Source organism: Acetobacter vaccinii, assembly GCF_008365315.1.
GTDB lineage: Bacteria > Pseudomonadota > Alphaproteobacteria > Acetobacterales > Acetobacteraceae > Acetobacter > Acetobacter vaccinii.
Genome location: NZ_CP043506.1, coordinates 1,942,680 through 1,964,295 on the forward strand (window position 1 = coordinate 1,942,680; position 21,616 = coordinate 1,964,295).

At 55.8% G+C, this 21,616-nt stretch carries 17 protein-coding genes; 10 read left to right on the forward strand and 7 right to left on the reverse strand.

The window, feature by feature from the left end; genetic code table 11:
- Position 1: 1 nt before the first annotated feature.
- Complete coding sequence (locus FLP30_RS08700; protein WP_149279473.1) at positions 2-1,393, forward strand: sensor histidine kinase; 1,392 nt, start codon at positions 2-4, stop codon at positions 1,391-1,393.
- On the opposite strand, the gene FLP30_RS08705 is transcribed toward FLP30_RS08700, so the two are convergent.
- Positions 1,383-3,677, reverse strand: a complete 2,295-nt coding sequence (locus tag FLP30_RS08705; protein ID WP_168200075.1) for a TonB-dependent receptor — start codon at positions 3,675-3,677, stop codon at positions 1,383-1,385. The genes FLP30_RS08700 and FLP30_RS08705 overlap by 11 nt on opposite strands.
- A gap of 292 nt (positions 3,678-3,969) precedes the next feature.
- On the opposite strand from FLP30_RS08705, the gene FLP30_RS08710 reads away from it, so the two are divergent.
- The 3 genes from FLP30_RS08710 to FLP30_RS08720 all read left to right on the forward strand — a co-directional run bounded on the left by FLP30_RS08710 (position 3,970) and on the right by FLP30_RS08720 (position 6,596).
- On the forward strand, positions 3,970-4,623 hold the full coding sequence (locus FLP30_RS08710) for a Fur family transcriptional regulator (RefSeq protein WP_149279475.1): 654 nt from the start codon (positions 3,970-3,972) through the stop codon (positions 4,621-4,623).
- Between the two features lie 305 nt (positions 4,624-4,928).
- The gene (gene glsA, locus FLP30_RS08715; RefSeq protein ID WP_246856478.1) at positions 4,929-5,966 is read left to right on the forward strand and encodes a glutaminase A; all 1,038 of its coding nucleotides are present in this window, start codon (positions 4,929-4,931) and stop codon (positions 5,964-5,966) included.
- A 174-nt stretch (positions 5,967-6,140) separates the two neighbouring features.
- Positions 6,141-6,596, forward strand: a complete 456-nt coding sequence (locus FLP30_RS08720) for a hypothetical protein (RefSeq protein WP_246856479.1) — start codon at positions 6,141-6,143, stop codon at positions 6,594-6,596.
- A 74-nt stretch (positions 6,597-6,670) separates the two neighbouring features.
- Here the strand turns inward: FLP30_RS08720 and FLP30_RS08725 are convergent, their stop codons facing one another.
- Genes FLP30_RS08725 through FLP30_RS08735 form a run of 3 tightly spaced genes read right to left on the reverse strand, consistent with a single transcriptional unit; the run spans position 6,671 to position 9,982 of the window.
- Complete coding sequence (locus FLP30_RS08725) at positions 6,671-7,420, reverse strand: class II aldolase/adducin family protein (protein WP_149279477.1); 750 nt, start codon at positions 7,418-7,420, stop codon at positions 6,671-6,673.
- A gap of 1 nt (position 7,421) precedes the next feature.
- Positions 7,422-8,450 carry a ketopantoate reductase family protein gene (locus tag FLP30_RS08730; protein ID WP_149279478.1) on the reverse strand — a complete coding sequence of 343 codons (1,029 nt, stop codon included), beginning with the start codon at positions 8,448-8,450 and terminating at the stop codon, positions 7,422-7,424.
- Complete coding sequence (locus tag FLP30_RS08735; RefSeq protein ID WP_149279479.1) at positions 8,447-9,982, reverse strand: carbohydrate porin; 1,536 nt, start codon at positions 9,980-9,982, stop codon at positions 8,447-8,449. The genes FLP30_RS08730 and FLP30_RS08735 overlap by 4 nt, the downstream gene beginning before the upstream one ends.
- A 757-nt stretch (positions 9,983-10,739) precedes the next feature.
- On the opposite strand from FLP30_RS08735, the gene FLP30_RS08740 reads away from it, so the two are divergent.
- Entirely contained in the window at positions 10,740-12,062 is a 1,323-nt protein-coding gene (locus tag FLP30_RS08740; protein WP_149279480.1) for a spinster family MFS transporter, read from the forward strand.
- A gap of 157 nt (positions 12,063-12,219) precedes the next feature.
- Here the strand turns inward: FLP30_RS08740 and FLP30_RS08745 are convergent, their stop codons facing one another.
- From FLP30_RS08745 to FLP30_RS08755, 3 genes are all read right to left on the reverse strand, one after another.
- Positions 12,220-12,696 (reverse strand): MarR family winged helix-turn-helix transcriptional regulator, encoded by a 477-nt coding sequence (locus FLP30_RS08745; protein WP_149279481.1) that lies wholly within the window; start codon positions 12,694-12,696, stop codon positions 12,220-12,222.
- Between the two features lie 164 nt (positions 12,697-12,860).
- Complete coding sequence (locus FLP30_RS08750; protein WP_149279482.1) at positions 12,861-14,972, reverse strand: PQQ-dependent dehydrogenase, methanol/ethanol family; 2,112 nt, start codon at positions 14,970-14,972, stop codon at positions 12,861-12,863.
- Between the two features lie 20 nt (positions 14,973-14,992).
- Positions 14,993-16,486 (reverse strand): aldehyde dehydrogenase family protein, encoded by a 1,494-nt coding sequence (locus FLP30_RS08755; protein WP_149279483.1) that lies wholly within the window; start codon positions 16,484-16,486, stop codon positions 14,993-14,995.
- A 432-nt stretch (positions 16,487-16,918) separates the two neighbouring features.
- Between FLP30_RS08755 and FLP30_RS08760 the strand changes: the two genes are divergently transcribed.
- Genes FLP30_RS08760 through FLP30_RS08780 form a run of 5 tightly spaced genes read left to right on the forward strand, consistent with a single transcriptional unit; the run spans position 16,919 to position 21,557 of the window.
- Positions 16,919-18,070, forward strand: coding sequence for an acyl-CoA dehydrogenase family protein (locus FLP30_RS08760; RefSeq protein WP_149280308.1), 1,152 nt, complete (start codon positions 16,919-16,921; stop codon positions 18,068-18,070).
- Positions 18,071-18,119: 49 nt separating this feature from the next.
- A complete protein-coding gene (locus FLP30_RS08765; RefSeq protein ID WP_149279484.1) occupies positions 18,120-19,397 on the forward strand; it encodes an aromatic ring-hydroxylating oxygenase subunit alpha in 1,278 nt (425 codons plus the stop codon).
- The gene (locus tag FLP30_RS08770) at positions 19,397-19,870 is read left to right on the forward strand and encodes an aromatic-ring-hydroxylating dioxygenase subunit beta (protein WP_149279485.1); all 474 of its coding nucleotides are present in this window, start codon (positions 19,397-19,399) and stop codon (positions 19,868-19,870) included. Before FLP30_RS08765 ends, FLP30_RS08770 begins: the two co-directional genes overlap by 1 nt.
- The gene (locus FLP30_RS08775) at positions 19,867-20,601 is read left to right on the forward strand and encodes an SDR family NAD(P)-dependent oxidoreductase (RefSeq protein WP_149279486.1); all 735 of its coding nucleotides are present in this window, start codon (positions 19,867-19,869) and stop codon (positions 20,599-20,601) included. Before FLP30_RS08770 ends, FLP30_RS08775 begins: the two co-directional genes overlap by 4 nt.
- A complete protein-coding gene (locus tag FLP30_RS08780) occupies positions 20,598-21,557 on the forward strand; it encodes a PDR/VanB family oxidoreductase (protein ID WP_149279487.1) in 960 nt (319 codons plus the stop codon). The genes FLP30_RS08775 and FLP30_RS08780 overlap by 4 nt, the downstream gene beginning before the upstream one ends.
- Positions 21,558-21,616: the final 59 nt, after the last annotated feature.

Below are 21,616 nucleotides of genomic sequence, written 5' to 3' on the forward strand. Positions count from 1 at the left end.
AATGGCACGGAATACGGCGGCATCTCCTCATCGTCTTTCTGTGTTGCGGAGTTCTTCTTTCCGTATCATTGCCATGTTTGCCGGGTGCTTTGTGCTCAGCGGCATGACAGTCATGGCGTTGTCGGGTTATCGCAGTTTCAGCCTTCTGTCCCAGCAGATGCGGCATGCAGTGGCGAATGAGCGGGATGAGGCCCTGTCCGATGCGAATATTCCCGATGTCGCGCATTTACAGCCCGTTGTGCATGAACTTGTCCAGCATGAGCCGGGTTTTTATTACCTGTTGCAGGATGCAGGCCAGCATGTGGTCGTTGGCAATATGCTGCATTTGCGGCCTGTTGCAGGCTGGCGTACCCTGTCATGGACCCATCGCTCTCTCCCTCCCGATCGGCGGCCCGTTATCGGGTATGGGGTGGCTTTGCAGGATGGTGGGTACCTGTTTGTCGGGATCGATGCCGAGCCTGTGCAAACCCTGCGGCACGACCTGTGGTTCATGCTGGCTTGGAGTGCGGTTGGGTTTGTTATTATTGGTGTTGGCGGTGGTTGGTTGCTGAGCAGGCTGGTGTTGGGCAAGATCGAAACCATCAGCGAAACAGCACGTGATATCATGCGGGGCGATATGTCACGTAGGCTCCCCCTGAAAGCGGGGAATGATGAATTTGACCATCTGGCCAGCAGCCTGAATGCCATGCTGGAACGCAATGAAAACCTGATTGCCAGTATCAGTCAGGTTACGGATGATATTGCCCACGACATGCGGCGGCCTCTGGCACATTTGGGTCAGCAGTTGGATGACCTGGAGCAGTCTGACTTGTCCCCCAGGCAGGAGGACATTCTTGTTCGGGCAAAAGAAAATTTGCAGGACGCGTTGGAAATTTTTTCATCCCTGTTGAAACTGGCACAGATAGAAGCTGACGATAGGGTGCCAGATGTCCAAACTCTTGATGTTTCTGATCTGCTGATAACACTTGCCGAATTATACAGACCTGTTTTTGAAGATAAGGAGCAGAAATTTACACTGACTTTGCCGCACAAGGCTGCCTATGTTGCAGGGAACAGAGTTCTGCTTGTGCAAATGCTGGCTAATCTGCTTGAAAATGCATCAAACCATTGTCAGGAAGGAAAAAGCATTTCTCTTTCTTATGATATCAAAAATGGAATGGTCAGACTGGTGGTGGCAGACAATGGGTTGGGTATTCCAGCCCATGAGCGTGAGCATGTGTTTGAGAAAATGGTCAGGCTGGATCGTAGCCGTTCTGTGCCGGGGGCCGGACTGGGTCTGAGCATGGTCAGAGCCATTGTCCGGCTGCATGGTGGGTCTATCCGGCTTTTGGACAACGCACCGGGTTTACGGTGCGAAGTCTGGTTGCCGAGTGCCGCTGGGCTTACATCTTGAAAGTAAGCTGGAATGTTACTGCGCGCCCGGCTGCAATGCGGGCGTAGTTGGTATAAACGCGGTCATAGTAGCGTTTATCTGTCAGGTTTTGCAGGTTGGCCTGCAAGTCCAGCATTGGGGTTATCTGGTAGTCGGCAACCATGTCCAGGCGCACATAAGACGGTACCCAGGTGGAATTGCTGACATTGGTATAGCGCTTGCTCATGTACGTCAGACCACCGCCGGCTTTGAAATGGGGCAGGATTTTATATGTGCTCCAGAGCGCTATTGAATTACCGGGCGTGTAGGGGAAGCGCTTGCCAACATTGGCATGGGTCGGTCCGCCGTCCAGCACGGTGCTGTCCAGATAGGTCCAGCCGCCAAACATCTCCCATCGTGGGGTAATATTGCCTGCCACATTAATTTCTGCTCCCCGCACACGCTGGGTACCTGCGTTGATCTGGTTGCCGTAACCATCGGACACCTGTGCGTTGGTCATCTTTCCATCAAACAGGGAGCCGGTAATGGAAAAGCGGCCATTAAAGAACTCGGCTTTGGCCCCGACCTCTATATTCCGGCCATTTTGCGGGGCAAGTTTGTTGTTGGCGGTTGAAAGGGCAATCTGCCCATCTGCCCCGGCATCCACCCCAACCGGGTTGGACGCAGTCGCGTAGGAGAAATAGATGCTGACAGGCTTGATAGGTTTGTAAACCGCACCCGCCTGATAGTTGATAAAGCTCTGATTGTTGCTTAACCCCAGATTACCCTGCACAGCGGATGTCATAAAGCGGTCAAACCGTACCCCGCCGTTAATGAGCAGGCGGTTGTCGAACATGCTCATGGTATCAAACGCGTAGGCCGACCCAGTTGTCACATTGGTGTTGAGTGGCGCTATGCCGGGTTCCCCCAGGGAATAAGAGCCTGTCCACGGGCTATAGGGGCTCCAGCTACCCATATTGGTGGTACTGACACAGTTATACGCAACAGAGCACGATCCACCATTGCGCATGTTGTGGCCCGTGGAATCGACAACATAATATTCGTTTCTTGTCAGGCGCTCTCTGGAAAGTTCAATACCTGTATTGATGGAGTGGTGAATAAAGCCGGTGTTGAACGTGCCCGACACCATAGCCTGTTCCTGAAAGTTGTCGGTGTGGAACCGGCCAGACTTTGCTTCGAGCAGAATATTCTGGTTTGCAGGCGATGTGCTTTGCCACTGTGGGTTGGTCGCAATGTAGTCGTATTGCGTGCTTGTCCACTGCAAGGTGTTGCGAAAGACAAAGTCTCCCCACAGATCACGTTCAAGGATAACCTGCCCGAGGTCTGTTGTGCTGTGCTCAAAATCCCTGTTGGCAAGGCCCAATACTGTATGACGGGGGATAGCAAGGGGCTCGTGCGTGGTCTTGCTATAGGGGGCGGAATAGTCCGGCATACCGGAGGAATAGAGGTGATAATATCCGAGTGTCAGGCGGGTTGGCGTGCCTAAACCAAAGGAAATGGACGGTGCGACACCCCATTTATGGGCTCCGATAGGTTCGCGGCCCGCAGTATCTCCATCAGCCCCCATAGCGTTCAGGCGCACGGCGGTGGAGGAACCGATCTGCCGGTTAACATCTATCGTGCCCCGCTTGTAGGCGGCCGTGCCAAAGCCGATCTGCCCGGATGTCAGATTGCCAAGCTGTGCTTTTTTAGAGGTAATGTTGATCTGCCCGCCCAAGCCACCCCGGCCACCATAGACCGACCCAGGGCCTTTAAGGACTTCCATTTCTTCAACATCAAACACTTCGCGCTGGCTCACACCACTGTCCCGCAGTCCATCAATGAACATGTTGCTGTAGGAACCAAAGCCGCGAATAACAGGGTAGTTGCCACCGGGAATAGCGTAGGCGTCCCCCCCACGAAAGCTGACGCCAGGCACCGTTCGCATTGCTTCTTCGAACGATGTCGCGTTGACCAGCTTCATCTGCTCCTGTGTCACCACGGAGATGGAGCGCGGTGTATCCAGCAAGGATGCGGTATATTTCCGGTTGGGGGAGCGCCCGGTCAAGGCGGCATGCCCTTTGCCCCAGACTGTGACATGGCTTTTATCATCAGTCTGCTGTTGTGCCTTGGTGGGTGCTGCGGCCTGTGTGGTGCTGTTTGCTGCATGCAGTGGTTTGGCAGGTGGGGGGCTTTTGCCTGCAAGGATTTTGGTGTCCGTGCTGGGTGTGGCGGCATAAGCGCAGTGCGTTATGGCTGTGCCTGAAAGGCACCCGACGAGAAATGACGCGGAACAGATGCGCGTAATACTGTGGCGGTGTGGCATTGTACTTCCAATAATGCGAATGTTTCGCATTATCTATGGTGTTTGATTTTGTGAAGCAATTGGCATCTTCCAACATTGGGAATTATTAACACTGATACTAATTCGCAATTAAGGAATGGGGTGCTATATCATCATCCATGATATGGTTGCAGAATAAAAATATGCGCGTCCTTTCATGTTTTTGAATGGAAAAATATAGGTTTTTGTCAATTTTCTCTCTTTCTGAGGTGATTTTGTAGGCATGAGAGACCGCTTTGAACGGTCTTTCGAGGCGTAGGATTTTCGGGCTGTAATGCCTATGGGTTGGGTGTGGGTGATCTTCTGTCATGGCCAGCATGTCAGGATTTTTGGAAACCACATGCCACAACAAAACATGGAGGGCCATGTAAGCCATGATTTCTCTATACTTGAAAAAATCACCGTTTTTATAATGGTGTTTTATGTACAGGAAAGAGCGCGTCCGCAGCTTCGGCAGGGCATGGGCGCGGACCAGACACGGTTTGATGCTTTGCAAAAACGTTGTCTGCAAGTGGGGGTTAAGGTGACTCCTTTGCGTAGTCTTGTGCTGCATGGGTGTTTGCAGGCAGGCAATGGTGTAACAGCATTTACAATATGGAAAACTCTTCTCAGCATGGTGGAAGATCGCGCGCCCAGACTGAGTTCCCTACAACGGAACCTCACGATCCTGACGCAGCAAGGTATTTTATTGCGCGATGTCGGGCCAGATCGTGTATGGCATTACACTGTTGCACCGCTGCCTTATACGGGGCCGACTGTCAGCCTGATAGAGCAGGGAACAGGGCATAAGACAGTGTGTAAAGCACCAGAAATTGACGATTGCCTGCAACGCATTGCGGTGGATCGGGGCCTGTTGATACAGGAGGCTTCAGTCACGTTAGTGTGCCGCCCCCGTAGCCCAGGCGACAAAAGCCGACAGTCTGCCTAAGTCTGGGGTAGTCTTCGTGCCGCTACGGATAGGGTAATCGGAGACCTGCATCCAAAGATGCTAAATGCGACCCAGTGGCAACTTTTTGACAGATGGCGTGTTATGCGCCCAGATACATTGCGATAAGGCCTGTGCAGGCTCGTTGGTTGTTGCTTAAAAAAGCATGGCACGGGCAGAAGACCGTATCAGATATGCCAGTCTGGGAGTTTTTGTTTATTTTATTAGTCAGTTTTTAAGAAGTTTTTCGAGTAGATTTTAAGTCTTGTTAGAGGATTTTAGAAATGTTTGGCCAAAAAATACGTAAGTTGCTTTTCGCTTTTGTTATAACCGGTTCTGTTTTTATTGCCTGTGACAGCCCAGTGTATGCCCGCGAGCGGGTGTTGCTGCCACCATCTCCAACCATTCAGAAGGCTATCGAGCAGGCTTATGAAAAATTCCGTCACGTTACAGACGGTAAAAATGCTAGCTATATCCCTTATCTGGCCAAGGCAGATCCTGCTTTATATGGCATAGCCGTTGTTACGGCAGATGGCCGGGTTTTCAAAGTAGGGCAGGCCGACCATGCCTTCCCGGTTGAATCGGTGGCCAAAATATTCACTCTGGCGGCTGTCCTGCGGGAGCATGGGGCTGAGACCGTTCTGCATAAGGTCGGGGTGAACGCAACGGGCCTGCCTTTCAATTCCGTTCTGGCAGTGGAATTGAATAATGATAAGCTGGGCGGCAGTCCCCCGCCGGGTAACCCACTTGTTAACGCAGGGGCCATTGCCACTGCCAGCCTGGTAGACGGCAAAACGCTGGATACACGATGGAAAAGTATTCTCAACACAGCAGGTGAATTTGCAGGACACCCGCTGCGGCTGAATAATGATGTGTATCGTTCCGAAATGGAGAGCAACCAGCATAATCAGGCTATTGCGGTTTTATTGCAGAGTTACGGCCACCTTTATGCAGACCCGACTGAAACAGTCGATCTTTATACCCGTGAGTGCTCGTATGATGTGGACGCTGTAGACCTTGCGACCATGGGGGCTACTTTGGCCAACGGAGGCACCAACCCACGCACGCATCATGCTGCGGTTGACGCGGCGACAAGTGCCCGCGTGCTGGCGGTTATGGCAACGGCCGGGCTTTACAATACGTCGGGTGAATGGCTGTTCAAGGTCGGTTTGCCCGGCAAAAGTGGTGTTGGGGGCGGCATTGTCGCGGTGGTTCCCGGCAAGCTGGCCATAGGTGTTTATTCCTCTCCGTTGGATGAGGCTGGCAATAGTGTGCGTGGGCAACTGGCTGTGCAGTTTATTGCCGAGACCTTGGGGGTGAATATCTTTGCTGCAGATGTACAGTAATTGCCTGTGTCAAACGCAAAAGAAAAAGTCTTCTAGAAGACGAAGGTTTCTATAAAGGCAGGCAATGGTGTGGCCGTTGTGTGTCTGATGGAATGCTCTCATACCCGCCTGACTGTCAGGTTGCGGTATGCAGGCTTCGGTGTGCAAGGCATCGTGTGTAGGAGAAAAGTCAGAATGGTGTCCAAAACAATCAAGCCGCTGATCGGGCTGGCCATGATGGCCAGCCTTGTCACAGGCTGCGTCAGTGAGAGCCAGCAGATCCAGAGCAAGGAAGACCACCTTGCCGCTGCCGGGTTTGCAGTCAAGGCGGCCTCCACCCCCAAGCAGCAGACCATGCTCAACAGCCTGCCTCAGCACCGCTTTATCAAGCGCGTGAAAGGCGACAAGGTTTTCTACGTTTATGCTGACACGGCTGTGTGTGATTGTCTGTATGTGGGTGATCAGGCCGCCTATGACCATTACCAGCAGTATCGTCAGGCCAAGGCACTGGCAGATGAGCAGCAGATGACAGCCATCGAATACCAGAATGCTGAGTGGGATTGGGGCGGCTGGGGTCCGTGGGGGCCGGGCTGGACAGCCTGGAACCCGGCATGGGGCAACTGGGACCCCGGTATGTATCCGGGCTGGTAATTGCTCATAACCAGCAGTCTGTTCTGGTGACAGGCTGCTGGCACGGTAGCGGTTATGTGTGAGTGGGCGTGGTCTTACTGGGTGTCACCCACCCACAGGGGGCCACGCTCCTTACGCATTTTTCGCACGGCAGCATCAAACATTTTCTGGGCTGCGCTGGAATTGACAATCACGCTTTCTGCATCTTCAGCGCAGCGGCGGCGGATTGTGTCGCTCAGGGTAACATCGGCCCCAGGAATCATGCCTGTGTGGCATTGAATTTCAGCAGCGCGCTGCGCGATCCAGAGTAAGAAGAAGGCACGTGGAATATCCGCCCCACCGACAGCAATGCCATGGTTGCGAAGCACCAGAACATGCTTGTCGCCTAGGCTTTCCAGCATGCGGGGCCGTTCATCATCATACAGGGTAATGCCTTCGAACGTGTGGTAGCCTACGCGCTCAAACAGTTGCGCCCCATAAAAATTATCGTGGCTGAAACCACTTTCTTTCATGGCGACGGCACAGACAGCATTGGTGTGGGTGTGAATAATGCAGTGCACATCGTCCCGCGCAGCGTGGATGGCACCGTGCAGTGCAAACCCGGCCGGGTTGGGGCGGGTCACGCCGTTGCTGATAATGTGGCCATCCGCATCGACCACCAGCAGGTTTTCTGGCGTTACTTCATCGTAGTTCAGGCCAAAGGCATTGACCAGATAACGGCGCGGTTCGCCCGGCAGCCGAACTGAGATGTGGTTGAAGATCATTTCGGTCCAGCCGAAATAGCTGACCAGATGGTAGCATTCGGCAAGCTGGATACGGAGGTTTTCTTCAGTGTTCTGCCACATGTCATAAATTCCTTTGTGTGGTGTAGGCGGGCTGTCCAGACAGGTGCTGCCGAAGTGCGGCCTTACGCCGGGTCAGGATGACCAAGGCTTCAGTCGTTGGCATGGGCACGGCGTAACAGGCAGCCAGTGCCAGAACGGCCTCTCCCATGGCGGATACTTCCAGAGGGCGGTTATGCTGATAGTCCTGCAACATGGATGTCGGGTGGGTGCCACCTTGTTCCATCTTGCTCATCAGCGCCTCCAGAGGTGGGAGGTCAGACAGCCCATAAGCAAGACCCAGAGTCTGCATTTCCTTCAGGCTCTGGTAAATCAGTGTGCGTGTGTCGGCAGCGCTTGTTAGGCTATGCAGCGTTGCCTCACATAAAACAGATAGAAAATTACTGGAAACATTCAGGGAGAGTTTGTTCCAGACATCTTTCCTGATGTCGAAAATTTCCTGAAAGACCGAGTTGTCGTTGCCTAGAATCTCCAGAACGGCTTGCGTGCATGTTCCGCCTTGCGTTGCAGCTCCCAATAGAAAGCGGGGAGAGCCAGAAAAGTGTATATGCCCAGGCTCAACAACCTGAGAAAACGCATAGGCGACGCATCCATAGATAGAGTTTGGGTTTAGCGCGCTCAAACTGCCATCTGGGTCCAGAATGTGTTGCAGGGTTGGCTGAGTGTCCTCTGGGGCCATCCACCATGGAAAACCATTGACGACAGGAATAATTTTTGTTTCCGGGCCAATCGCATGGAGAACCGTTTTAAGCAGTGACGGTAAATGATGGTATTTGCCACAAAGAATAATCACGTCCTGCACCCTGTCTGGGGCGCGGGAGGCTGCGGGGAGCCTGTGATGTGTTGTTGTTTCCCCGTTGGTACAGGTTAGCCCCTGCTGTTGCAGAGCAAGGAGGGTTTCCCCCCGCGCTACCACCGACAGAACCAAAGGGCGGGGAGCGAGAAGGGAAGCCAGTAGCCCGCCAATCCCCCCCATGCCTGCAATGCACACATGGGGGTGAACAAGACCAGTAGCGGGAGTAGAAACTGTCATGGAAAGCCAGCCATTTTATCAAGATAGACAAACAGGGTCGCCCCAACTTCCACCACATCATGCGGGTGTTTGGCGGTCATGGGGGCATAGTAGGTGTTGGGGTTGATGACATATTGCAGGCTTGGTTCAAACGCGACATTGGGCATCAGGAACACATGGGCGTGCATGTCGGCAACAAGATGGTCTGCGCCAGGGGGTTTGCCGTCGCCACCGCTCAGCTTGTTGGCTTCACCCAGAAACTGTTCCTCACGCGGGCCAAGCTTGCTCCAGTGGAACTGGATACCATAGCTGTCCAGCGGGTGGCCAGCAAAAGGAGCCTGCACAAATGCGCCCAGATAGGCTTCCGCCTGGATAGGGGCATAGGTCTCGAAGTCCGTGCCTGCACCACCATACACGGCAAGGGCCATGCCGTGGGGGTCGCGCGTGGTGCCATGGTCTTTACGCCAGACATACTGCTGCCCGCTTAAGAAGATGCCCGACATACCAGTATGGCGCAGGGGGGCGGAATGCTTGTCATACAACTGCGACGTACCATTGGTGGTGCGGATCGGGTCGGTGACGGTGGAGGAGTTATAATAGCCCAGGAACTCAAACATGGACGGATAGGCCGACTTGTCAAAGCCGCGCTTGTAGGCAATTTCGCCTACACCAGCGGCACCGCTTGCGCCGTCTGTGTCCCATTGCCAGCCATTGGTGTAAAAGACGGTCTTGTTTACTTCTGCCGCAGCAGCCTGCACATACCACTCGGGCGTAATGTGGTAGATGGCATGGCCTGACCATGTTGCATACACAAAGGTGCTGATGCCAGCATCCTGCGACCAGATGTCCTTAAAGCAGGTCAGGATCTGGTTACAGTTGGGCACAAGGAAGTAGCGCGAGATATTGGCGCGGCCGAACTCGACTTCCAGCTTGTTTTTAAACAGCTTCTGATCAAGCGTCAGTTCGCTCAGATAATTGCCGCGGAACAGGTGAGGGGGCTGATAACCGACAATGTTGTCCCCAACCTGCTGGGACCAATGCTTGTCGTTATCACGCAGGAAGAAGATATCTTCCCCAAAGTGGACCTGCGCGCCTTTCCAGCCCAGCAGCTTCTCCAGGTCGATATTGGTTTCAATCACGCCCAGCGCATTTTGCAGGCGTGCGCCGGGTTTGACACCACCGGCAACATTGCTGACAAAGTTGTCGATCAGCAGGGCATGAAAAGTAATACCGTAATCCTTGAGCGGCTTGAGCACATTGTAGAAAAACCCTTTCCTGGGTTTGTAATCCACAACGGAAACCGGCACGGACGGCAGAATTTTCGGGCTGATATTGTTTGGAGCTGCCAGAAAATCGACATCAGGGTTGGTATGCTTGTGGCCGATCACGCTTATGGGCTGGCGTGTGGCGACAGGTGTGTTTGTGGCAGGTGCAGGTACAGTTTTGTCAACACTGGTGTTTTGAGAACTGGTCGCACTTGCTGTTGCAGGGAACGAGCTGGAAACGCTGGTGATGATGCAACAGGTGCCGAGTATCTTGAGGATGCGCTGCATGGGCAGAAAACTCCGTCAGGAAAAAGTGGCAGGGGTGGTTTGCGTCATAATGTTTCCATATCGAAATGGTATGATTGCGATGATGCTAAGGTGAAGGCAAGGAAGTGGATGATTTTTAAAGTTTCCGTCCACAGTAGCCGGGTGTGTCCGGTACAATTCTGAAAAAGAGTTTTTACTGTCATAAGCGCGTGGGTTCGCAATCATGTGCTGGATGCAGGGGTGATATCAGGAATCGTTACGGTTTCATTATAGACGAGGATTCTAGTGAAGTTTCAATATAAAAAAGCGCGAAAGCATCCAAAAATTTTTTGTTGAGAATTTTCGCATAAATTGCGTGCCCGCTCTGTTTTTAGAGAGAAAGAGAGCTTAGGGACCGGCTCTCGCCTGATATGGGTCAGGGGAGAGTACGAATTTGCAATAAACTGACAACATCTTGAAATTAAAAATATATTATAAAAAGAACGAGATTATTCTCGGAATTTGAACGTGGAAAACTATTGACAATTCCCCCTCGATTCTGTCTCCTTTTGATATCGCAATGAATTGGGTCGGTGTTGGAGCGATAGGATTCCCCATGCCGCCATCCGATACCATAACGTGAAATATCAACTAGATGATGGGCATTTCATGCACCTGCATGCTGGTCCGGTTGTTGGTGAGCATGGCGGGGGGCTTTTAATAGTCTGCCCGCGCCATCCAAACTGGAAAATGCCTGTCATGCGTCGCCCCTTCACCGTGTCTGCCATGGAGACCTGAGATGAGCCGCCTGCGGCAAACCAATGTCATGATCCTGTTCATGCTGGCCTATCTGCTATCTTATATAGACAGGCAGATCCTTTCCCTGCTGATCGGCCCCATACAGGCGGATCTGCACTTGGGTGACACCCAGTTTGCCTGCCTGAACGGGCTGGCTTTTTCCCTTCTGTATGCCGTGTTGGGTTTCCCTCTGGCCAGCTTGAGCGACCGTAAGCCACGCCCCCCGATTATTGTTGCAGGTGTTATCTTGTGGAGCCTGGCCACCATGGCTTGCGGGCTTTGCAACAGTTTCTGGTCTCTGTTTCTGTGCCGTGTGCTGGTTGGCCTGGGCGAGGCCGCATTGGCCCCCGCAGTCTATTCTTTCCTGGCCGATATTGTCCCCAAGGAAAGGCTGGCAGGTACGCTGTCGGTTTTCTTTTTGGGGTCTTTCCTCGGGTCGGGCTGTGCCTTCCTGTTTGGTGGCAGCCTGCTTGGCGTTGCCCAGCAGTATAACGTGACATCCTTGCATGCGTGGCAGGTCTGTTTTCTGGTGGTTGGCCTGCCGGGGCTGGTTCTAGGGGCGGTTATTGCCGCAACAGTGCGCGAACCAGCACGCCGCCGCGTGGCAGGGCCGCATGTGCCCGCAGCGCAGGCGATTGCGTTCTTTCGGCAGCATAAAGAGTTCTTCAGCCTGCATATGCTGGGTTATACGCTGCTGGCTGTCACCCTCTTCTCGCTTTTTAGCTGGATGCCAGCCCAGATGATGCGCATCCACCACATGACCCATGCCCAGCTTGGCCTGACATTAGGGTCAATTGTTATTGTCTGTGGCAGTGCCGGGGTGTTTGCCAGTGGCTGGCTGATTGATTACCTGACCCGCCGTGGCCTTGTCTGCGCACCGCAGATTGTGGCTGCTACGGCTGCCTTTCTGGCCAGTGTGCCGCTTGTTATCAGTGTTCTCACACACGACAGTCATCTGGCTGTTATTTCCTTTGCTGTGGCGTTCTTTTTTGCGTCCTTCCCCATGCCGCCTTCCGCAACGGTTCTTCAGATTGTGGTGCCGGTGCCTATGCGGGCACGGTTTTCGGCCACCATGCTGTTCTGCAATGCTATTGGGGGGCTTTCTGGTGGTTCTCTGCTGATCGGCGCTTTGAACGACAAAGTGTTTCACTCTCCTGCGGCCATTGGCCTGTCCATGGCGCTGGTCGCGGGCACGGCAAGTGTGCTGGGTGGTATTATGCTGCTGCTGTGCATGCGTTCTTACAAGGTGCTGTATGACAACCGTATGAGCAACCAGCATGATATGCCTGTTGCTACTCCGACTATGGTGGAGCAGCCTGCTTAAAAACAGGCGGGATAGCTCGGGGCTGCCAGTATAGGCGGCCCCGGTAACAGGGTTACGAATGTCAAAGAGCGGTCCGGCCAGGCATTACGATGCAGGCCGGGCCGCTCTTTTTTGTGCAAGAGTTTTGAGGGTTGCCCGTCAGGCTACCCAGCCCGGTTTAGTAGAGGTTGTGGTACAGCTTGCGGCATAAACTCAGGAGAAGCTGGATCTCCTGATCATCGCAATCATGGAAAGCGCGCTCGAAAATAAGCGAGGCAATAGAGCGGACATCGGCAAAGCTCTGGCGACCTTTGTCGCTCAGGCGCACTTCCGTAACGCGGCCATCCTGTTCGGAGACTGCGGTGCTGACCAGCCCCTCGTTTTCCATGCGGTAGATCAGCTTGGTCGTGGTGGAAATGCGAAACACAGCCAGTTCCGCAATGCGGCTCATGGGGGCGCAGTTTTCTTCATGCAGGATAGCAAGGACACGCCAGCGCGACATATCCATGCCCACGCGTTTGAGGTGTGTGTCCATGCGGAGCTGATAAAGCCCGACCAACCGCGCAAGGTGGAAAAAGGGGGAGGAGTCAGCAGAAAACAGCGGGTCTTGCGGATCTGCTGCGCGCCATACCTTGCTGTTTCGTTTTCTTATCACTGCATGTCTCGCTCTACCTGACAACAGCCTCTTCCCTAGCTTCTTTGCCGGGTCGTGTGAAGTTGCACTTTGGCAATTTGTTTGCGGCGAGCGGTTACTGATGCAGGAGCAGGCAGCGATGGTGCTCCTGACCGCCGAGGATCAGGAGCACCTTATACTGTGTGTTAGTGTGCTTTTGCAGCCAGAGAGCGGCGGATAAGAAACTGGCGGATATTCTCGGTTTCCTGCGGGGTCAGCATTTTGGAAAAGCCGACCATGCCATAGTTTTCCAAGGCACCTTTGCTGACAATGGCGCTAAAGGCTGCGTCATTGTCCAGCGCGCCAGACCAGCGCAGGTCCGGCAGGACACCGCCAGCAACCGCGTTGTCACCATGGCAGGCCATGCAGAAGTGCTGGTACAGCATATATCCTTTTTCTGCCTTGGCAGCATCAAAGGTCTGCTGCGTGGGTACCACGGCCTGCCCGGTGCGGATTTCTGTGGGTAGGCTGGCCTGTCCATCCAATGCAAAAACCAACAGGCGGGAATGGTTGATGGTGGTATTGGCATGTCGCGCCATAGCCCCGCCCATTAGCGGGAATGCACCGCCCCAGCCCACCTCGACCGCGATATACTGGCGGCCATTGACGGCATAGGACACAGGGGGGGCCACAATGCCGCTATGGGCGTCAAAATGGTACAGGCGTTTGCCAGTATGGGCGTCATAGGCCTCAAAGCCGCCAGTGGCCAAACCCTGGAAGACGAGGTTACCAGCCGTCGCCAGCACACCGCCGTTCCAGGGGGTGTCATGGGGCACCTTGAAGGCAACCTTGCCTGCCACCGGGTCCCAGGCTTCCAGCCAGCCTTTGAGGCCACTGTTAACCGCGTTTACAATTTTGGGGTCATCGGGCAGGCCGGTCAGGTCAATGCCGAGGTTGACGCCCATCTTGTGCAGGGCAAAGTTTTTTTCTGGCAGGAATGGTTCTGGCAGTTCCTGGGCTGGAATATAAACATACCCAGTATCCGGGCTGTAGGCCATGGGAGCCCAGTTGTGCCCGCCTAGGGAGCCCGGAATACCCATCCATACCTTGCCGGTCAGCGACCAGAGGGAGTCTGGCACAAAGTTGGGTCGGCCTGTTTTGGGGTCAACTCCTTTGGCCCAGTTCAGAAAAGTATAGGGTGTGGCGGAAACAAACTCTCCTGTTGCAGCATCAAGCAGGTAGAAAAAGCCGTTTTTGGGAGCCTGTGCCAGCAGGTGGCGCTTTTCACCATTCAGGGTCAGGTCAAGCAGCATCATGGGCTGGGATGCGGTAAAATCCCACTGGTCCATGGGCGTTTCCTGAAAGTGCCAGACATATTCGCCAGTTTCTGGTCGTATGGCAACAATGCTGGCCAGGAACAGGTTATCGCCCACCCCGTCTGAACGGACGCGGTAGTTCCAGGGGGAGCCATTACCAACCCCCAGAAACACCAGGTCGGTTTCCGGGTCATAGACAATGGAATCCCAGACCGTGCCGCCGCCGCCGGATGTTGTCCACGCGCCAGTCGGGCTCCATGTTCTGTATGCCCGGTCGTGCAGGATTTTGTCAGAAGCCGCGCCATCAGGTTTGTTGCCGGGGGCGGGCACAGTGTAGAAGCGCCATTTCAGTGCGCCGGTTTTTTCATCAAACCCGGAGACAAATCCGCGCGCCCCAAACTCCGCCCCGCCATTGCCGATCATGACAACGCCTTTGGCAACCCGGGGGGCACCATCAATGGTGTAGGAGCGAATACCCCCCAGTGTTGCTTCCTGCGGGATGGTATTCACACTCCACAGCAGGTGCCCGTTTTTGGCGTCCAGCGCTAGGAGGCGCCCGTCAAATGTGCCTACAAAAACGCGGCCATCGGCATAGGCTGCGCCCCGGTTGACTGTATCGCAACAGCCACGGACTGCGGCATTGCCGGGCACGCGCGGGTCGTAATACCACAAGACCTTGCCTGTCTCGGCCTCGACAGCTTCAACCTTGCTCCAGTTGGTGGTGACATACATCACCCCGTCAATAACCAGCGGCGTGCCTTCCTGTCCGCGGAAGGTGTCAAAGTCCTGGTACCATGCCAGCCCAAGGCGGGAAACTGTGTCCGTGTTGATCTGTTTGAGTGGGCTGTAGCGCTGCTCTGCCGGGGTGCGGCCGTGCTGGGGCCAGTTGGAATCCGCAATGGGGGTAGTCTGCGCCACGGCGGGAGCCGCAGCACAGAGGGCCAGGGCGACACCCAGGCCAGAAAGATGACGCCGTGCGGAAAGGGGGCGGGTGCGAGGCATGGCAGTATGTGCCTTTCCTGTCAGTGGCGGATACAGATGGCCTTGGTCTCGGTAAAGGCATCCAGCCAGTTGGTGCCAAAGTCCTTGCCCATGCCGGAGTCCTTGAAGCCGCCAAACGGCATGTTCGGGTCGATCATCACGTGACTGTTCACCCAGACTGTGCCTGCTTGCATGCGCGGCGGCAGGTCCATGGCCTGTGACAGGCTACTGGTCCATACACTGGCGGCCAGACCGAAGGCGCAGTCATTGGCCAGGGCCAGTCCTTCTTCGGCATTGGCAACGCGGGTCAGGGTTATGACGGGGCCAAACACTTCTTCACGCACCAGCCGCAGGGATGGGTCCGGGTTGAGCACAACGGCGGGGCGCACATAGTAGCCGTCGCCTTGTGGTGTCTCTTGCCCCCACAGGATTTCTGCCCCGGCATCAATGGCGCCTTGCAGGTAATGCTGCACTTTTTTCTGATGCGCGGCAGAGGCAAGGGGGTTGATCTGGGCTGTCTCATCCAGGCCGGGGCCAATTTTCATGCTGGAGAGAACAGCCTGAAGACCCGTGGCAATGCGGTCAAACAGTGGTGCTTCGACATAGATACGTGAACACGCTGCACAGACCTGTCCCTGGTTGAGGAAACTGGCCAGAGCAAGGCCTGCAACAACCTGATCAGGGTCGGCATCGGCCAGAACAAGAGCCGGGTTTTTGCCGCCGAGTTCGAGCGATACATGGGCCAGGCGGTCAGCGCAGACTGTGGCAATATGTTTGCCTACCGGGGTGGAGCCGGTAAAGCTGACCTTGGCAATGTCGGGGTTACGTACAAGGGCTTCCCCCGCAGTTCTGCCTGCGCCGGTCACAACGTTGAAAACCCCGTCAGGCACACCGGCTTCTGTCGCAAGGTGCGCCAGATATAGCAGGGTCAGCGGTGTGGTTTCGGCTGGCTTGGCTACAACGCAGCACCCTGCGGCCAAAGCGGGCAGCACTTTCCAGACCGCAATAACAAGCGGGAAGTTCCATGGTACAATACCGGCTACAACGCCCACGGGTTCCTTGCGGGTCATGGCGGTATAGCGTGCGCCCGGTGGCAGCGGGATGGAAACATCCAGGCTCTGGCCGGTTATTTTGGTGGACAGCCCGGCGACATAGCGGATCCAGTTGCAGGCACCGCCGGATTCCAGAATACGTGACAGGGTAATGGATTTGCCTTGTTCCAGCGTTTCAAGCTGGGCCAGGATTTCAGCATCACGTTCCACAAGGGTGGCCAGCCTGAGCAAAATGGCCTCACGTGCGCAGGGGGCAAGGTCACGCCACACGCCTGTTGCAAACGCCTGTTTGGCAGAGGCAACAGCCCGGTTGACATCATCAGCCGAGGCATCGGGCACGGAACTGATCTGCTGCCCGGTTGCGGGGTTGTGGACAGCAAGCCTGCCAGTGCTGTGCGCAGGGGTGTATGCGCCATCAATATAAAGCTGGTGTGTCTGTGCCAGAAACGCCTGTACGGCGGGCAGAATGGAAATTTCGGTCACGGCACGATCTTTCGCAGTGTGTGGGCGGCCCGGCCTGAGAGGGGCATTGCCCGTTATATCGAAACCGCAATGAGATTACGGGTTATAATTTTCATTTTCAAGAGAATGTTCGTGCATAAAATTATGATTAATGTCCACTAAAGTGGCTGCTTATAGATGCGGTCTGTTTTTGTAAAAATATGAATGAATAGGAATCGAATACCTATAAAAACAGCTAAAAACTAGGGTTTTTGTGGGCTTTTGATCAGCTTTTCCGAGAGCTATCCATGGCACAGACTGATAAAATTCGATTCGATTCCGATAGAAAAATTACTTGAAAAGGATAGCAATATGGAATAAGCCAGAATGCAGGGCGCGGGACACCCGTTCCGGCCGCCCTTGATGAACCAAGGGGCAGCACGACTGCCCCCGCGACTGATCGAGAACATACAGATGCTCAATGATTCTCCCCGGGTGGCAGAGGTATTTCTGGAAGGCGGCGTGCTGGAAGAAACGCTGGCCACAATCCAGAAGGATGCCCTTACATACCGTGCGATGCGCCGGGTTCCTCAAGACATTGTAGAAAGGTTTCGCAAGCTTGGCGTTTATCGCGCCTTGGTGGCGCGGCAGTTCGGTGGCCTTGAAGTAACACCCATGGCTTTTCTGGAACTGATAGAAGCCATTGCCGTGGCCGATGCCTCATGCGGGTGGGTGGCCAGCTTTGGTGTGTCGGCCACGTATCTGGCGGCTCTCCCCCTCACGACGCTTGAAACACTTTATGCCAATGGGCCGGATGTTGTTTTTGCCGGGGCTATTTTCCCGCCGCAGAAAGTGCAGTGTACGGACGGTGGTTTTGTTGTCAGTGGCCGCTGGCCCTACGCCAGCGGGTGCATGGGGGCCTCCCTGATTGGTGTTGGCATTGGTGTGGAGGGCGAAGCCGGTGGCCTGCCCCGTACCGCCGTCATGCCCGCCTCTGCTGTAACCATTGACGAAACCTGGAATACCATCGGCCTTGCCGCCACAGGCAGCCATGATGTGGTGGTCGAAAACGTGTTTGTTCCTGAGGAATGGACATTCACCCGTGGTGGCGCGCCTAACCTGGATATTCCGCTGTATTCCTACCCCTCACTGGGGCTGGCAGCGCAGGTGCTGACGGTTGTGGGGCTGGGGTGTGCCCGGCGCGCTCTGGACGAGGTGCGTAACATGGCGGCCCACCGCTCCATTACTGGCGCGCCGACATTGGGCGACCGTCCCTATGTGCAGCAGATGGTGGGTGAGGCCGAGGCCGAACTGGGGGCTGCCCGTGCCCTGTTCTACGCTGCCACGCACAGTGTGTGGGACCGGCTGTGCGCCGGGCAGGCGGCATCGGTGGAAGATGCAAACTCCGTGCGCCTGGCTGCGACCCATGCCGCGCAGGTGGCGTTTGATGTGGCCCGCAAGTGCTTCTCCATGGGGGGCATCGCTGCTGTTCAGACAGACCACATTCTTGGCCGCTGCCTACAGGACTGCGCGGTTGTCGCGCAGCATGCCTTCATGGCGCGGGGGAATTACGAAGTCGGGGGCAAGGTGGCGCTCGGGCGCGGGGGGCGGCCTGGCTACCCCTGATGGTGCAGCCTGACAAAACGCCCGATCATACAGAGTAAGGATGAAAGACATGACCATTCTTCCAGACCCCGCCAGCCTTGTGAACGAGGACCGTGCGGATGGCTCCATCTACAGCAACCCCGATCTGTACACCATGGAAATGGACCGCATTTTCATGCACAACTGGATCTGGGTCGCGCATCGGAGTGACCTGCCTGATCCCGGCAGCTTTATAACCACCTTTATTGGCCAGCACCCGGTTATTGTCTCGCGCGATCGTAAGGGTGAGGTGCATGTGCTGCTCAACCGCTGCCGCCATCGTGGGGCAACAGTGTGCGAACATAAGCGCGGCAAGGCCGCCAGCTTTGTCTGCCCTTACCATGGCTGGGCCTATGGGCAGGATGGCGCACTGCGTGGCGTGCCGTTCCAGGAAGGGTATTCAGGTCAGCTCGACAAGAGCAAGCACCCGTTGGTGTCCTTGCGGGTTGAGGAATACAACGGTCTGATCTTTGCCACCTTTGACCCCGACATTATGCCGCTGACAGACTGGCTGGGCCGTGCGAAAGTGTGGATCGACCTGTTTATGAAGCAGGGGGCAGGCTGGCCGGTTAAAACCATGGGGGAACACAAGTTCACCTTCCCTGGTAACTGGAAAATCCAGCTCGAAAACACGACCGACGCTTATCATTTCCCCATTGTTCACAAATCCTTCCTGGATTCCGTGGACAATGAAACCCAGACCATTTTCGACTTTGTTGAGGGGGAAGGGTATGTGGAGGATCTGGGCAACGGCCATTCCGTCATGGTCATGATCCCGGATCTGGTGGATCTGGAAGACAACCTCGACGCCCCCATTCCCGCCCGGTTTGAAGCTCTGGCCGAAGCCCTGTCCAAGGACTACCCGCCTGAACAGGTGCGCCGTATTGTCCGCGCTGTTGGTGGGTCTGGCTTTAACCTCAACCTGTATCCCAACCTTGCCTGCTCCATGGCTTTCTTCCGGGTCCTGCGGCCTCTGGCAGCGACGGAAACGGAAATCCGCCATATTGCCATTGGCATGGATGGCGGGCCTGACATTGCAAACGAAGTCCGCCTGCGCCTGCATGAACATTTCCAGGGGCCGATGGGTTTTGGTACCCCTGATGATTCCGAGGCATGGGACCGTGTGCAGCGTGGGGCATTGGCGGGCTACAATATCGACATTCTGCTCAACCGTGGGCTGGGGCATGAGGCCCGGCGTGAAAACGGAAACCTGTTCAGCGATGTCAGCGCCGAAACCGGCATGCGCGCAGCCTACCGGCAGTGGCTGGCGGATATGACACGTACAACTGACGCCGAGGAGTGCGCCTGATGAGCATTACCCTTGATGACGCCATTGCGCTGGTGACACTGGAAGCCGACATGCTTGACCATGGGGACTTCAGGGACTGGTTGTCTCTGTATACTCCCGATGGGCTGTATGTGGTGCCGATCGACCCTGATACGGAGTGCTTTGAAAAAACACTCAACTATGCCTACGATAATGCGGAAATGCGCCAGAACCGGGTGGAGCGCCTGCTGGGTGGGCGTGCCATTTCCGCCATGCCGCCAGCCCGTACGGTCCGTATGCTGGGGCGTTACCGCATGCTGGAAACGGATGCGGCCCAGTGCACCCTGCGCTGCGCCCAGTTGCTGACAGAACTGCGGCAGGGGCGTGAACGCTACTACGCGGCTAACGTCACCTTCCGCCTTGTCAGCACAGCGGAGGGGCTGAAGATTGACCGCAAGATCATTCGACTGCTGACTTCGACCGAAGCCCTGACAGCAGTGAGTTACATTCTGTGACGCCGGTTGCCCTTGTCACCGGTGGTGCACGTGGGCTGGGTGCCTGCATTGCGCGGCACCTTGCCTCCGAAGGGTACCGTGTTGCTGTAGCTGACCGGGACCTGGCCCAAGCCAAGGCGACTGCTCAGGCCATAGGGCCGCAGGCTGCGGGTATTGCGCTGGATGTGTCGTCGGAAGACGCGATGGAAGAGGCGCTGGACACCGTTGTGCGGCAGTTTGGCCTGCCATGGCTGCTGGTCAACAACGCCGCCATCATGAAGGCCGAAAAGGTGCTGGATATTGGCATCGACACGTTTGACGCCATTATGGCGGTCAACCTGCGTGGCACGTTCCTGGGCAGCCAGCGCTTTGCCAGGCGGCTGCGTGCGGCCAACAAGGGGGGGCGGATTGTCAATATCGGCTCTCTGGCGGGGGAGAACGGGGGCACAGCCACAGGCGCCCATTACGCGGCGTCCAAAGGGGGTGTGCATACGCTGACCAAGGTGTTCGCCCGCGATCTGGCTCCCCACGGTATTACGGTCAACGCCATTGCCCCCGGCCCGCTGGACCTGCCCTCGGTGGCAGAAACCATCGGGGAGGAAAATGCCCGGCGCGCCATGGCCAGCCTGCCGACAGGTGAACCCGGTCGACCGGAAACCGTGGCACGTATGGTGGTGGAACTGGCCCGGCCCGATGCCGGGGCCATTACCGGGTCTATCATTGACATTAACAGCGGACTTTACATGCGATGACAGACAGACAGGCTCCGCAGTCCTTTGCGGTTAAGGTGGACAGTGTTGAACAACTGGGAGACGTTCTGTCGTTTTCCGTAACCATGCCAGACGCGTCACCCCTGCCGGAATGGGAGGCCGGGGCCCATGTCGATCTACTGTTGGGTGATGGTCTGACCCGCCAGTATTCCCTGTGCGGTAACCCTGCCGACAGGTCATGCTACAGGCTTGCGGTGCTGCGTGAACCACAGTCCCGTGGCGGGTCGCAGGCGGTGCATGATACTGTGCGCCATGGCGGTAGCCTGACAATCGGAGCACCCCGCAACCTATTTCCGCTGGCGCAGGGCGGCAGTCATGCCGTGCTGGTCGGCGGCGGCATCGGGGTGACACCGCTGATTGCCATGGCGTATGAACTGTACGATCGGGGCCAGTCTTTTACGCTGCATTATGTGGCACGCAACCCGGTTTTTGCATCGTTCCTTATGACGCTGCCTTTTGCCGCATCTGTTGTCGTGCATGACCGCAGCAGCCCCGATGCACCCCGCTTTTCACCAGGCGCGGCCTTGGGGGATGTGGCGGACAAAAGCCAGACCCATGTTTATACCTGCGGGCCTGTCGGGCTGATGGATGCGGTTTTTACCGCAGGCCAGGAACTCGGCTACCCCAGCGCCAACCTGCACCGCGAGGCCTTTTCCGCGCAGCCTGTGACCGGGGGCGAAGGCTTTGCCGTTCTGGCCGCCAAATCAGGCATTCGGGTGGATGTCGCGCCGGATGAAACCATTGTTGCGGCTTTGGGGCGTGCGGGTGTCAAGGTCAGTGTCAGTTGTGAGCAGGGTATCTGCGGCAGTTGCGTTGTCAGTATTCTGGAAGGTGAACCCGATCACAGGGATGAATACCTGACAGAAGACGAACGCACGGACCAGATTGCCTTGTGCTGTTCGCGTTCGCGCTCGCCGCTGCTGGTTGTGGATATCTAAGGCAAACAGCGCAGTCTGTGCAGGGCTGCGCGGTGACTATGGCATTTTCTAAAACGGGA

Excerpts from the sequence above, each read along its gene's own strand:
- FLP30_RS08700 (WP_149279473.1), top strand. The coding sequence starts at position 2 with ATGGCACGGAATACGGCGGCATCTCCTCATCGTCTTTCTGTGTTGCGG.
- FLP30_RS08705 (WP_168200075.1), bottom strand. The coding sequence starts at position 3,677 with ATGCCACACCGCCACAGTATTACGCGCATCTGTTCCGCGTCATTTCTC.
- FLP30_RS08710 (WP_149279475.1), top strand. The coding sequence starts at position 3,970 with ATGCCTATGGGTTGGGTGTGGGTGATCTTCTGTCATGGCCAGCATGTC.
- FLP30_RS08720 (WP_246856479.1), top strand. The coding sequence starts at position 6,141 with ATGGTGTCCAAAACAATCAAGCCGCTGATCGGGCTGGCCATGATGGCC.
- FLP30_RS08725 (WP_149279477.1), bottom strand. The coding sequence starts at position 7,420 with ATGTGGCAGAACACTGAAGAAAACCTCCGTATCCAGCTTGCCGAATGC.
- FLP30_RS08730 (WP_149279478.1), bottom strand. The coding sequence starts at position 8,450 with ATGACAGTTTCTACTCCCGCTACTGGTCTTGTTCACCCCCATGTGTGC.
- FLP30_RS08735 (WP_149279479.1), bottom strand. The coding sequence starts at position 9,982 with ATGCAGCGCATCCTCAAGATACTCGGCACCTGTTGCATCATCACCAGC.
- FLP30_RS08740 (WP_149279480.1), top strand. The coding sequence starts at position 10,740 with ATGAGCCGCCTGCGGCAAACCAATGTCATGATCCTGTTCATGCTGGCC.
- FLP30_RS08750 (WP_149279482.1), bottom strand. The coding sequence starts at position 14,972 with ATGCCTCGCACCCGCCCCCTTTCCGCACGGCGTCATCTTTCTGGCCTG.
- FLP30_RS08760 (WP_149280308.1), top strand. The coding sequence starts at position 16,919 with ATGCTCAATGATTCTCCCCGGGTGGCAGAGGTATTTCTGGAAGGCGGC.
- FLP30_RS08765 (WP_149279484.1), top strand. The coding sequence starts at position 18,120 with ATGACCATTCTTCCAGACCCCGCCAGCCTTGTGAACGAGGACCGTGCG.
- FLP30_RS08770 (WP_149279485.1), top strand. The coding sequence starts at position 19,397 with ATGAGCATTACCCTTGATGACGCCATTGCGCTGGTGACACTGGAAGCC.
- FLP30_RS08780 (WP_149279487.1), top strand. The coding sequence starts at position 20,598 with ATGACAGACAGACAGGCTCCGCAGTCCTTTGCGGTTAAGGTGGACAGT.